Source organism: Stenotrophomonas sp. PvP093, assembly GCF_017876915.1.
Lineage (GTDB): Bacteria > Pseudomonadota > Gammaproteobacteria > Xanthomonadales > Xanthomonadaceae > Stenotrophomonas > Stenotrophomonas muris.
The window spans coordinates 4101291-4112694 of record NZ_JAGIOX010000004.1 but is presented as its reverse complement, the minus strand read 5'-3'; the positions used below and the strand labels follow the sequence as shown (position 1 = coordinate 4112694).

The 11404-nt window shown below is 67.9% G+C and carries 11 protein-coding genes; 3 read left to right on the top strand and 8 right to left on the bottom strand.

The genetic code is table 11. The features are described 5' to 3' along the window. Nucleotides 1–38: 38 nt before the first annotated feature. The 3 genes from J3A72_RS21845 to J3A72_RS21835 all read right to left on the bottom strand — a co-directional run bounded on the left by J3A72_RS21845 (nt 39) and on the right by J3A72_RS21835 (nt 3406). Complete coding sequence (locus tag J3A72_RS21845; RefSeq protein WP_075076734.1) at nt 39–422, bottom strand: H-NS histone family protein; 384 nt, start codon at nt 420–422, stop codon at nt 39–41. 220 nt (nt 423–642) lie between these two features. After that, nucleotides 643–2346, bottom strand: a complete 1704-nt coding sequence (locus J3A72_RS21840; protein WP_046428415.1) for a proline--tRNA ligase — start codon at nt 2344–2346, stop codon at nt 643–645. Between the two features lie 682 nt (nt 2347–3028). Beyond that, the gene (locus tag J3A72_RS21835; protein WP_014645871.1) at nt 3029–3406 is read right to left on the bottom strand and encodes a DUF4124 domain-containing protein; all 378 of its coding nucleotides are present in this window, start codon (nt 3404–3406) and stop codon (nt 3029–3031) included. Nucleotides 3407–3486: 80 nt separating this feature from the next. Here J3A72_RS21835 and pssA point away from each other — a divergent pair, with 80 nt between their 5' ends. The 3 genes from pssA to rimI are packed head-to-tail and all read left to right on the top strand — an operon-like array spanning nt 3487 to nt 5257. Further along, the gene (gene pssA / locus J3A72_RS21830; protein WP_005415206.1) at nt 3487–4263 is read left to right on the top strand and encodes a CDP-diacylglycerol--serine O-phosphatidyltransferase; all 777 of its coding nucleotides are present in this window, start codon (nt 3487–3489) and stop codon (nt 4261–4263) included. Further along, entirely contained in the window at nt 4260–4763 is a 504-nt protein-coding gene (locus J3A72_RS21825) for a hypothetical protein (protein ID WP_075076733.1), read from the top strand. The genes pssA and J3A72_RS21825 overlap by 4 nt, the downstream gene beginning before the upstream one ends. Continuing rightward, nucleotides 4760–5257, top strand: coding sequence for a ribosomal protein S18-alanine N-acetyltransferase (rimI, locus tag J3A72_RS21820; protein ID WP_014645873.1), 498 nt, complete (start codon nt 4760–4762; stop codon nt 5255–5257). Before J3A72_RS21825 ends, rimI begins: the two co-directional genes overlap by 4 nt. Nucleotides 5258–5302: 45 nt before the next feature. Here rimI and J3A72_RS21815 read toward each other — a convergent pair whose 3' ends face one another. The 5 genes from J3A72_RS21815 to J3A72_RS21795 form a co-directional block, all read right to left on the bottom strand. Further along, nucleotides 5303–6124, bottom strand: a complete 822-nt coding sequence (locus tag J3A72_RS21815; RefSeq protein ID WP_032962266.1) for an EamA family transporter — start codon at nt 6122–6124, stop codon at nt 5303–5305. 159 nt (nt 6125–6283) lie between these two features. After that, nucleotides 6284–9112 carry a valine--tRNA ligase gene (locus J3A72_RS21810; protein ID WP_032962264.1) on the bottom strand — a complete coding sequence of 943 codons (2829 nt, stop codon included), beginning with the start codon at nt 9110–9112 and terminating at the stop codon, nt 6284–6286. Nucleotides 9113–9145: 33 nt separating this feature from the next. After that, nucleotides 9146–9337, bottom strand: coding sequence for a YqaE/Pmp3 family membrane protein (locus tag J3A72_RS21805; RefSeq protein WP_014035920.1), 192 nt, complete (start codon nt 9335–9337; stop codon nt 9146–9148). 19 nt (nt 9338–9356) lie between these two features. Then, nucleotides 9357–9782 (bottom strand): DNA polymerase III subunit chi, encoded by a 426-nt coding sequence (locus J3A72_RS21800; RefSeq protein ID WP_014645876.1) that lies wholly within the window; start codon nt 9780–9782, stop codon nt 9357–9359. Between the two features lie 82 nt (nt 9783–9864). Beyond that, on the bottom strand, nt 9865–11343 hold the full coding sequence (locus J3A72_RS21795; protein WP_075076732.1) for a leucyl aminopeptidase: 1479 nt from the start codon (nt 11341–11343) through the stop codon (nt 9865–9867). Nucleotides 11344–11404 lie beyond the last annotated feature (61 nt).

Genomic DNA, 11404 nt, shown 5'->3' with positions numbered 1-11404 from the left:
GTCCGCCGGCGTTTTTTCATTCCAACCTGATCCCGGCCTCAGGCCTTCTTGATCAGGAAATCTTCCGGCTTCTTGTTGCCCTTGGCGGTCAGTTCAGCCATCCAGCGCGGCTGCTTGCCACGGCCGGTCCAGGTTTCCTTCGGATTGGCCGGGTTGCGGTACTTCGGTGCAACCTTGCCCAGCTTGCGGCCGGCGGTCTTCGATGGGGCCTTGGCGGCCGTGGCGGCCTTGCGGGCACGCGTGGTCGGGGCGCTGCCGAACAGTTCTTCGATGGTGTAACCCTCGGTCTTGGCCAGCTTGGTCAGCTGGGCCCGGACCTTGGTGATCGGCCGGCGCTTGGCGACGATGGTCTGCTGCTTCTTGGCGGTACGGATCAGGGCGCCCAGCTCGCGTGCTGACAGGCCGGTCAGGTCAATGCTCATTTACGGTTACTCCGGAAACTAATGTGTGGACGGGACAAGCCAGTCCATGGCGTCGGCGGACAGAATAGAGATGAATTAATCACAGCACAAATGCAGGCGGGTCATGGCGTGGCGGCATGCAGACGCCGTCGCGGTGATTTTGACCGGATTATGTCCGCTGCAATATCGGGGAAGGGCGCGGGCAAAAAAAAGACCGGGGCAGGCCCCGGTCTTTTCCTGATCAGCCCTGCAGACGCTGCAGCAGGGAGGCCTTGTCCAGGTTCTCCGCGTCGCTGGCGCGGCGCGAGCGGTACTCGTAGGTGCCAGCGGCCAGGCCGCGTTCGCTGACCACCACGCGATGCGGAATACCGATCAGCTCCATGTCGGCGAACATCGCGCCCGGGCGCAGGCCGCGGTCGTCGAGTGCAGCGTCCAGGCCCGCGTCGCGCAGCTCCTGCAGCAGGTTGGCAGCGGCGTCGGCCACGGCCGCATCGCCCTTCGGGTTGATCACGCACACCACCACCTGCCACGGCGCCATCGCGTCCGGCCAGATGATGCCGGCATCGTCATGGTTCTGTTCGATCGCGGCAGCCACCACGCGCGAGATGCCGATGCCGTAGCACCCCATCGCCATCACCGCGGCCTTGCCGTTCTCGTCCAGCACGGTGGCATCCAGCGCTTCGGCGTACTTGCGGCCGAGCTGGAACACATGGCCGACTTCGATGCCACGTGCGATCTTCAGTTCACCGCCGTCCACGGCACGGTCGCCGGCCCGCACGTTGCGGATGTCGGCCACTTCCGGTTCCGGCAGGTCGCGGCCCCAGTTGACGCCGGCCAGGTGGAAACCGGCTTCGTTGGCGCCGACGACGAAGTCGGCCATCGCCGCCACTTCGCGATCGGCGACCACGCGGATGGCCTTGGCCGGCGCGACCGGGCCAAGGAAGCCCGGCACGCTGCCCAGGTGCTCGGCGATTTCCGCCTCGCTGGCGAAGCGCTGCTCGTCCAGGCCGGCGACCTTGGCCAGCTTGATCTCGTTGACCTCATGGTCGCCACGCACCAGCGCCAGCACGAACTGCTGTGCCTTGCCTTCGCCGGCGATCAGCGCCACCGACTTCACCGTGCGCTGCAGGTCGATGCCGAGCAGCGCCGCGACGTCCTCGCAGGTCTTCTGGGTGGGGGTATCCACCTTGCGCATCGTTTCGGTGGCGGCCGCACGCGGCGCCGGGTCGGCGGCAATCGCCGCTTCCATGTTGGCTGCGTAGTCCGAGCCGGTGGAGAACACCAGCGCGTCCTCGCCGGAATCGGCGATGACGTGGAATTCCTGCGACGCATCACCGCCGATGGCACCGGAGTCCGCCTGCACCATGCGGAAATCCAGGCCGAGGCGGGTGAAGATGCGGCTGTAGGCCGACTTCATGTTCTCGTATTCGCGCACCAGGCACTCATCGTGCAGGTGGAACGAATAGGCGTCCTTCATCAGGAACTCGCGCGAACGCATCACGCCGAAGCGCGGGCGGATCTCGTCGCGGAACTTGGTCTGCACCTGGTAGAAGTTCACCGGCAGCTGCTTGTAGCTGGACAGCTCGCTGCGCGCGAAGTCGCAGGCGGCTTCTTCGGCGGTCGGGCTGTAGCAGAACACCTGGTCCTTGCGGTCCTTGATCTTCAGCAGCTGCGGGCCGAACTTCTGCCAGCGGCCGGTCTGCTCCCACAGTTCCTTCGGCTGGATGGTCGGGATCTGGAATTCCACGGCACCGGCCCGGTCCATTTCCTCGCGCACGATGCGCTCGACCTTGCGCAGCACGCGCAGGCCCAGCGGCGACCAGGTGTACAGGCCCGATGCCAGCTTGCGGATCATGCCCGCGCGCAGCATCAGCCGATGGCTGGTCAGCTCGGCGTCGCTGGGGGTTTCCTTGGTGGTGTGCAGGTGGAACTGGGAGAGGCGCATCGTCGGCTTCGAATAACGGCAGAGACCTCTATTCTGCCAGCCCGGCCGGGGGGAGGGGTATCGGCAGGGCTGCGCCCTGCACCTGCGGGTAGTGCCGGCCGCTGGCCGGCAACAGCAACAGCAAAAACGGGTTTCCTGGGAGATGGCGGGGTGGGTCCGGTTACAGGGGACGCCGTAAACCCATCCATGGGGGCTTGGTCGCGGCTTGCTCGTGTGCGCTGTCCTGCGCACACGGCAAGACCGGTGTTGAGCGTCCTGCCCAACCCGCCCGAGGCATGCCTCGGGCCCATGGCGCTCACACCCCTGCCGCCGGACCCACCCCGCCTTCGACAGTTTCCTGCGAGCTGTCGGAATGACTCCTGGGGTCAGATCCGTTTTCCGCAGGAAAACGGATCTGACCCCGAATTCAATTCGAGATCTGACAGATTTCATCCACGTATGGCGTGGATCTACCACCGTCACCAGGAGCCTGTCGGAGGTGGGGCGATGTGGGCTGGCAGGACCGTTGGCGCCATGGATGGCGCCATCGAGCCCCCATGGAAGGGTTTACGGCGTGTCCTGCCAGCCCACACCGCCCCGCCAAACCAGCAGAAAACCAGAGCCGCTTTGGCTTTCGCTTGGGCTGTTGCCGGCCAGCGGCCGGCACTACCCGCAGGTGCAGGGCGCAGCCCTGCCGATACCCTTAACCGGCCGGTGGGCAGTACGCCTTGATGGCGGCCTGCGCCAATCCCCTCTGCGCGGTGTGCTGCTCCGGAGTCAACGGGGTATCGGCCTTGCCATCACCATCGGTGTCCTGCATCACCTGGCCACCACCGTCCAGCAGGGCCAGGTTGGCCCGGGCCGTGCTGCACTGCCCAGGGACCGGCGCGGCCGGGGTCTCGGTGCTGGCTGCGGCCTGCGGGGTGCGGGCCTGCTCGCGGGTCTCGAACTTCTTGCCCGCCGGCGGGGTCTCCGAATACTGGGTTACGCCATGGGCGTCCTTCCATTTGTAGACGGGGCCGGCCACGGCGTTGGCACTGGCCAACAGCAGCAGGCATCCAAGGCAGGACAGGGCACGCATGGCAGACTCCACGGAATGGGCGCAGAACGCCGATTGCAGCATTGGCGCCGACCGCTGGCAAGTCGATTAAACTGGATTCCATGGACCCGATCACACCGCCGCCGCGCTCGCGCACGATTTACCTGCTGCCCAACCTGTTCACCACCGCCGGCCTGTTCGCCGGTTTCTACGCGATCATCGCCGCGGCCAACGGGGATTTCGTCAATGCCAGCATCGCCGTGTTCGTGGCGGCGGTGATGGATGGCCTGGACGGGCGCGTGGCGCGCCTGACCGGTACCAGCAGCGAATTCGGCGTGCAGTACGACTCGCTGGCCGACCTGGTCAGCTTCGGCATGGCCCCGGCGCTGGTGATGTACCACTGGTCGCTGTCGTGGCTGAAGTTCGACGATCCGCTGCTCGGCCGCGTCGGCTGGGCCGTGGCCTTCCTGTATGCGGCCTGCGCGGCGCTGCGCCTGGCCCGCTTCAATACCCAGGTGGCGGTGGTCGACAAGCGCTGGTTCGTCGGCCTGGCCAGCCCGGCAGCAGCGGGCCTGATGATGTCCTTCGTCTGGGCGTTCGCCGATGGCAACCTGGGCTGGGACGGCAACCAGCTGCGCTACGTGGCGCTGGCGGTGACGATCATCGCTGCGCTGCTGATGGTCAGCCGCATCCGCTTCTGGAGCTTCAAGGGTGGCGCTGCCAAGGGCACCCGTTCGGACCGCGTGCCGTTCCTGGTGCTGGCACTGGTGCCGGTGGCGATCGCGATTGCGGTCATCGACCTGCCGCGCGTGCTGTTCGCGGTCGGCATCCTGTACGCCTTGTCCGGCCCGGTGATGTGGGCCGTGCAGCGCCTGCGCAAGAAGCCCGAGGCCGCGTGAGCGAGGACCTGCCCGTGCTGTGGTCACCGGCCCAGCAGGCCTGGCTGCAGGCCATGGGCTACACCGTCTATCACGATGGCCAGCTGGCTGCCGAGCTGGATGCCGCGCTGCAGTTGAGCGTGGCCGAAGCCGAGGCCAGCGTCGCCCCGCCGGAACCGGTGCGGGCCCCCGTGCCGTCGCGCGAACAGCATGCCGGGGTGGCGCCCGCAGCCCGCCCGGAACGGCCGGCACCGCCCCGCCGCGAAACGCCGGTCAGTGCCCCGGATACCGTGCCGGCGGCTGAGCGCCCGGTGCCCAGCGGCAACGCGCGCCAGCCGGTGGTCCGCCTGCCGGATCGCCTGCAGATCGCGCTGCTGCGTGCGTCCGGCTGCAACCCGAACGACCCGGCTACGCAGCGGTTGATGGACAGCTGGCCGCTGGACCAGCTGCGCCACGACCCGGCCGCCAAGCGTGCGCTGTGGCCGCAGCTGCGTGCCCTGCGCAAGCGGGGCACGCCATGAGCGCGGTCACCCGGCCCGGCCCGGTCAGCCTGCGTGCGTTGCGCGAGAGCGACCTCAATGCGGTAATGGCGATCGAACTGCGCGGCTACCCTTTTCCCTGGACCCGCGGCATCTTCATCGACTGCCTGCGTGCCGGCTATCCCGGCCTGGCGATGGAGCGCGATGGCCTGCTGGTCGGCTATGGCGTGCTCAGCATCGCCGCCGATGAAGCGCACGTGCTGAACATCTGCATCGATCCGCTGGCACAGTCGCGCGGGCTGGGCCGCCAGCTGCTGCGCGCGCTGGTGCAGCTGGCCGCCGACCGTGGCGCACAGCGCGTCTTCCTGGAAGTGCGTCCGTCCAATACGCCGGCGCTGGCGCTGTATCACAGCGAAGGATTCAACGAGATCGGCCGCCGCCCGCGCTACTACCCGGCTGCACAGGGCCGCGAGGATGCGGTCGTGATGGCGATCGAGCTGGTCGACGGCGATCTGCAGGAAATGCCGCCGCTGTAACGCAGACGGGTTGCCGGCCAGCGGCCGGCACTACCGATGCGTCGCTCACGCCAGCCGCAACGCCAGCACGCCGCCCACGATGAGCGACGCTGCCAGCCAGCGCGTGCGCGGCACCCGCTCGCGCAGCAGGAACACCGAGATCAGCAGCGCGAACAGGATCGAGGATTCGCGCAGCGCCGAGATCATTGCTACCGGCGCCTGGGTCATGGCCCACAACGCCATCGCATACGAGGCGGTGGTGCCGACGCCACCGGCCAGTCCCAGCGGCCAATGCTGCCGCGCATAGTCCAGTACCGCGCCGCCGCGCGTATACAACGCCCACAGCGGCAGCGGGATGCCCGACAGCAGGAACAACCACAACGTGTAGCTGAGCGCGCTGCCGGACTGGCGCGCACCCTGCGCATCGACCAGCGTGTAGGTGGCGATCATCGCTGCGGTCAGCAGCGGCAGGCGCAGTTGGCCGCCACGCGCACCCAGTGCCATGCACAGGATGCCGGTGCTCACCAGCACCACGCCCAGCCACGCTGCGGCGGGCAATGGCTCACCGAGCAGGGTGCCGGCCAGTGCGACCAGGATTGGCGCGCTGCCACGCATCAGCGGGTAGGCCAGGCTCATGTCGACCTGCTGGTAACAACGCGCGACCAGCCCGTAGTAGGTCACCTGCAGCAGCACCGACGCAGCCAGCCAGGGCCAGCTGTGCGCGGCCGGGAAGGGCAGGAAGGGCAGGGCGGCGGCCGACAGCAACGCGGCACTGCCGGTCACCAGCACGGTACCGAGGAACTTGTCCGGGCCGCGCTTGACGATCGCATTCCAGCTGGCATGCAGCGCCGCGGCAGCGAGGACGAGCAGGAAGATGGAAAGCGGCATCCGCCGATGATGCCATGCGGGGCAAATGGAAACGCCGGGCATCGCCCGGCGTTTCCGATTCCGCTTCGGTGGGTGCCAACCTCTCCCGCAGTGGCAGGTGCCAACCCTCCCCTGCCGTGGCAGGTGCCAACCTTGGTTGGCACGCACCAGAGCGCGGCGTTACAGCTTCGCGCGCTGCTCGCGCAGGCCGGCCAGCTGGGTGTTCCAGTCGACCAGGCGCACGCGCTCCTGATCGACCACCGCCGGTGGCACCTTGTCGGTGAACCTGGCCAGCTTGGTTTCGCTCTTTTCCTGCTCGCCTTCCACGCGCTTGATCTCCTTGTCCAGGCGCGCGCGCTCGGCATCGAGATCGACCAGGCCTTCCAGCGGCACCAGCAGCTTCAGCTCGCCCACGATCGCGGCGGCCGCCGGCGGTGCGCTTTCGCCCTCGGCCAGCCACTGGATGCTGTCCAGCTTCAGCAGGAACGACAGCGAGGCGCTGAAGCGTTCGATGCGCACGCGGTCCTGCTCCAGGCCGGCCTGCAGGCGCAGCGGCACCTGCCTGGACGGCGCGACGTTCAATTCGCTGCGCACGCGACGCACCGCACTGATCACCGCCTTCAGCCATTCCACGTCGGCCTCGGCCTGGGCGAAATCACCGGCGAATTCGGCGGCGGTCGGATACGGGCGCAGCGACAGCGTGGTTTCGGCCAGGCCCAGGCGCGGGGCCAGCTGCTGCCACAGCTGTTCGGTGATGAACGGGGTGAGCGGGTGCAGCAGGCGCAGCAGCGCTTCCAGCACGTACAGCAGGGTGTGGCGGGTGCTTTCGGCATCAGCCGCGTCGGCACCGTTCAGTGCCGGCTTGCTCAGCTCCAGGAACCAGTCGCAGAACGCGTTCCAGGCGAACTCGTACAGGCACTGCGCCAGCAGGTCGAAGCGGTACGCGGCGAAATGGCCCTGCGCTTCGGCGGTGGTGGCGGCCAGGCGCGAAAGGATCCAGCGCTCGGCATCGGTGCGCGGGGTCGGCACGCCGGTGAATGCCGCACCTTCGGTGTTCATCAGCGCGAAGCGGCTGGCGTTCCACAGCTTGTTGCAGAAGTTCTTGTAGCCCTCGGCGCGGTTCATGTCGAACTTGATGTCGCGGCCGTGGGTGGCCAGCGCGGCGATGGTGAAGCGCAGCGCATCGGCACCGTGGGCAGCAATGCCGTCCGGGAATTCCTTGCGGGTGGCCTTCTCGATCTTCTCCACCATCTTCGGCTGCATCAGGCCGCCGGTGCGCTTGGCGACCAGGTCGTCGATGGTGATGCCGTCGATGATGTCCAGCGGGTCGAGCACGTTGCCCTTGCTCTTGGACATCTTCTGGCCCTGGCCGTCGCGGATCAGGCCGGTGAAGTAGACGTCCTTGAACGGGATCTTCCCGACCAGGTTGTCGGTGGCCATGATCATGCGCGCCACCCAGAAGAAGATGATGTCGAAGCCGGTGATCAACACCGACGACGGCAGGTAACGATCGAAGCCGCGCTCGGCCATGGCCTGTTCGTTCGGCCAGCCCAGGGTGGAGAACGGCCACAGCTGCGAGGAGAACCAGGTCTCCAGCACGTCGCTTTCCTGGTTCAGCACCACCTCGCTGCCCAGGTTGTGCTTGGCCCGCACTTCCTCTTCGCTGCGACCGACGTAGCAGCTGCCGGTGGCGGCATCGAACCACGCCGGGATGCGGTGGCCCCACCACAGCTGGCGGCTGATGCACCAGTCCTGGATGTTGTTCATCCAGTGGCGGTAGGTGTTGATCCAGTTCGGCGGCACGAAGGCAATGCTTCCGTCCTCGACCAGGTCCAGGCCACGCTTGGCCAGGTCGTCCATCTTCACGAACCACTGGTCGGTCAGGTACGGCTCGATCACCTGGCCGGTTCGGTCGCCACGCGGCACCTGCAGCTTGTGCGCCTTGGTCTCGACCAGGATGCCCAGGTCTTCCAGCTCGGCCAGCACGGCCTTGCGTGCTTCATAGCGGTCCAGGCCCCGGAAGCGTTCCGGCGCGTTCTCGTTCAGCGCCGCCACCGGGGTGAACAGGTTGATCATCGGCAGGCTGTGGCGCACGCCCACTTCATAGTCGTTGAAGTCGTGCGCCGGGGTGACCTTGACCACGCCGGTGCCGAACGCGCGGTCCACGTAGTCGTCGGCGATCACCGGCACGCGCCGGCCGGTCAACGGCAGCACCACGTTCCTGCCGATCAGGTGCGCGTAACGCTCGTCTTCCGGGTGCACCATCACCGCGGTATCGCCCAGCAGGGTTTCCGGGCGGGTGGTGGCGACGACCAGGTAGTCGCGGGTTTCGCGCAGGGTTTCCACGCCGTCGGCATCGCGCTCGACGTGCTCGTAGCTCAGGCCGTCATCCAGCGTGTAGGCGATCGACCACAGGAAGCCGTCTTCCTCGGCGCTCTCCACTTCCAGGTCGGAAATGGCGGTCTTCAGCACCGGGTCCCAGTTCACCAGGCGCTGGCCGCGGTAGATCAGGCCCTGCTCGTACCAGCGCACGAAGGCCTCGTTGACCGCCGCCGATGGCTGCGGGTCCATGGTGAAAGTGCTGCGCGACCAGTCGGCGGAGGTGCCGAGGCGGCGCATCTGGCGTTCGATGGTGTCGCCGGACTGCTGCTTCCACTCCCAGACCTTGCCGATGAAGCCTTCGCGGCCCAGCGAATCGCGGGTCTCGCCCTTGCCTTCCAGCGCGAGGTTGCGGCTGACCACCATTTCGGTGGCGATGCCGGCATGGTCGGTACCGACCTGCCACAGCGTGTCGTAGCCGCGCATGCGGTGGTAGCGCACCAGCGCATCCATCAGGGTCTGCTGGAAGGCATGGCCCATGTGCAGGGTGCCGGTCACGTTCGGCGGTGGCAGCAGGATGGTGTACGGCTCGCCCGTGCCGGACGGCTTGAAGTGGCCGGCCTTCTCCCAGGCCTCGTAGAGGTCGGTCTCGAAGGACGTCGGGTCGTAGCTGGAGGCGAGTTGGGTCATGCGGGGGAACCGGTAATCAAGGCGGAAGGGAGATCAGCGCGACCCGAGGGCGCGGCGGATCTTCTGGTCGGTGTGGTACTGGCTGACCGCGTAGGCGGCCCAGATGGCGGCGGGCAGCCAGCCGATCAGGGTGATCTGCAGGATCAGGCAGACGATCCCGGCCAGCGGCCGGCCGATGGTGAAGAAGGACAGCCAGGGAAGAATCAGGGCGATCAGCAGGCGCATCAAGGGGTCCTCGCCGGGCTCACATGTCGTGCTTGTTGAGGTCGTAACCGGCGGCCTTGTACTGGCGCCAGCGCTCGCGCAGCGGTTCGCGCGCTTCCGGATCGGCCGGAACCACTTCCAGCACACGCTCGCACTGGCCCAGCCAGGGCTCATCGCGCAGGTTGATCACCAGCGGGCGTGCCGGCGCGTCGGTGCCGGGTACGGCGATCAGCACCAGGGCCTCTTCCTCGTCCATGTCTTCGCCGGCAATCTGGTGCGGGATGTAGGCATCGTTGTCGAACGCCCACAGCAGCTCGTCCAGTTCCTCGGCCTGGGCCTGGTCACGGGCCAGCACCAGGGTGAACAGCCCGGCGTCGTTGGCCTTGCGCGCCAGTTCGCAGACCAGGCGCAACGGCTCGGTCAGGAAGCGGGGCTTGGCGATCAGGTAGAAGTCGGCGCGGGGCATGGCAGGGTCCGGGTCAGGCAAGGGCCCGGCAGTGCCGGGCGAGGCCCCGGCCGGCGTCTGCCGGCCAGGGTCGGGTACGGCATCAGGCGCGGGCGACCTGGTCCAGCAGCCACTGGCTCAGCAGGCCGACCGGGCGGCCGGTGGCCATGCCACGCTTGCCTTCATCGCTGGCGACGCCTGCGATGTCCAGGTGGGCCCAGCGCTGGCCTTCGGTGAAGCGCGACAGGAAGCAGCCGGCGGTGATCGCGCCGGCCCAGCGGCCGCCGATGTTGTAGACGTCGGCGAAGGTCGAATCCAGCATCGGCTGGTACTCGTCCCACAGCGGCAGGCGCCAGGCGCGGTCGAACACGTGCTCGCCGGCGGCCAGCAGCTCGTTGGCCAGGTCGTCGTGCTTGCTCATCAGGCCGGCGGTCTGGTGGCCCAGGGCGACCATGCAGGCACCGGTCAGGGTGGCGACGTCGACCAGCGCGGCCGGCTCGAAGCGCTGTGCGTAGGTCAGCGCGTCGCACAGGATCAGGCGGCCTTCGGCGTCGGTGTTGCCGACTTCGATGGTCTTGCCCGACATCGAGGTGATCACGTCGGAAGGACGGTAGGCGTTGCCGTCGATGGCGTTTTCCACCGCCGGCACCACCACCACCAGGTTCAGCGGCAGCTTGGCCTTGACCGCCGCGACGAAGGTGCCGATGACGTTGGCGCCGCCGCACATGTCGTACTTCATCTCTTCGATGCCGCCCTGGGTCTTCAGGTTGACGCCACCGGTATCGAAGGTGATGCCCTTGCCGACCAGCACGTAGGGCTTGGCGTCGCCACCATTGTTCCACTTCAGCACGACCAGGCGCGGGCGGTTGGCCGAACCGCGGGCCACGGCCAGCAGCGAGCCCATGCCCAGCGCTTCCATCTGGTGCTCGTCGAGGATCTCGGCTTCGGCACCCTCGTGCTCGCCGGCGAACTTCACGCCCACGTCGGCCAGATAGGCCGGGGTGCAATAGTTCGGCGGCAGGTTGCCCAGTTCGCGGGCGAACTCGACACCGGCGGCGATGGCCTGGCCCTGGGCCAGGGCCTGGGCGTCGTCACCGGCCACGGCCAGCTGGGCCAGGCCGGCATCGTCGGCCTTCTTCTTGCCCAGGGTGGCGGTGTAGCGGTAGGCGGCGTGATCGGCGGCGATCACTGCCTGGCGGATCGCCCAGGCCGCGTCGCGGTCCTTGATGGCCACTTCGGACAGGGTGAACAGCGCGCTGCGGACGGCGCCGGCCTTCAGCGCGCGCACCGCGTCGCCCACGGCCTTCAGGTACTGCGGCACGCCGAAGCGGGCGGCGTCGCCGAGGCCGACCACCAGCACGCGCGGCGCGGTCACGCCCGGCAGGTCGTGCAGCAGGGTGGTCGCGCCGGTCTTGCCGGACAGGTCGCCACGCTGGGCCAGGGCGGCCAGGCGGCCACCGCTGGCGGCGTCCAGGGCCTGCGCGGCCGGGGTCAGGGTATGGTCGGCATACGCGCCGACCACCAGGCAATCAACGGTGGCGGCGGCCGGAGCAACGTGGTTCAGGGTGAATTCGAGGGCCATTGAGCAGATTCCATTGGCGAGTCCGTACAATCGCAGGCCGTTTACGCCCAGACAGTAGACT

Excerpts from the sequence above, each read along its gene's own strand:
- J3A72_RS21845 (WP_075076734.1), bottom strand. The coding sequence starts at position 422 with ATGAGCATTGACCTGACCGGCCTGTCAGCACGCGAGCTGGGCGCCCTG.
- J3A72_RS21840 (WP_046428415.1), bottom strand. The coding sequence starts at position 2,346 with ATGCGCCTCTCCCAGTTCCACCTGCACACCACCAAGGAAACCCCCAGC.
- J3A72_RS21835 (WP_014645871.1), bottom strand. The coding sequence starts at position 3,406 with ATGCGTGCCCTGTCCTGCCTTGGATGCCTGCTGCTGTTGGCCAGTGCC.
- pssA (WP_005415206.1), top strand. The coding sequence starts at position 3,487 with ATGGACCCGATCACACCGCCGCCGCGCTCGCGCACGATTTACCTGCTG.
- rimI (WP_014645873.1), top strand. The coding sequence starts at position 4,760 with ATGAGCGCGGTCACCCGGCCCGGCCCGGTCAGCCTGCGTGCGTTGCGC.
- J3A72_RS21815 (WP_032962266.1), bottom strand. The coding sequence starts at position 6,124 with ATGCCGCTTTCCATCTTCCTGCTCGTCCTCGCTGCCGCGGCGCTGCAT.
- J3A72_RS21810 (WP_032962264.1), bottom strand. The coding sequence starts at position 9,112 with ATGACCCAACTCGCCTCCAGCTACGACCCGACGTCCTTCGAGACCGAC.
- J3A72_RS21805 (WP_014035920.1), bottom strand. The coding sequence starts at position 9,337 with ATGCGCCTGCTGATCGCCCTGATTCTTCCCTGGCTGTCCTTCTTCACC.
- J3A72_RS21800 (WP_014645876.1), bottom strand. The coding sequence starts at position 9,782 with ATGCCCCGCGCCGACTTCTACCTGATCGCCAAGCCCCGCTTCCTGACC.
- J3A72_RS21795 (WP_075076732.1), bottom strand. The coding sequence starts at position 11,343 with ATGGCCCTCGAATTCACCCTGAACCACGTTGCTCCGGCCGCCGCCACC.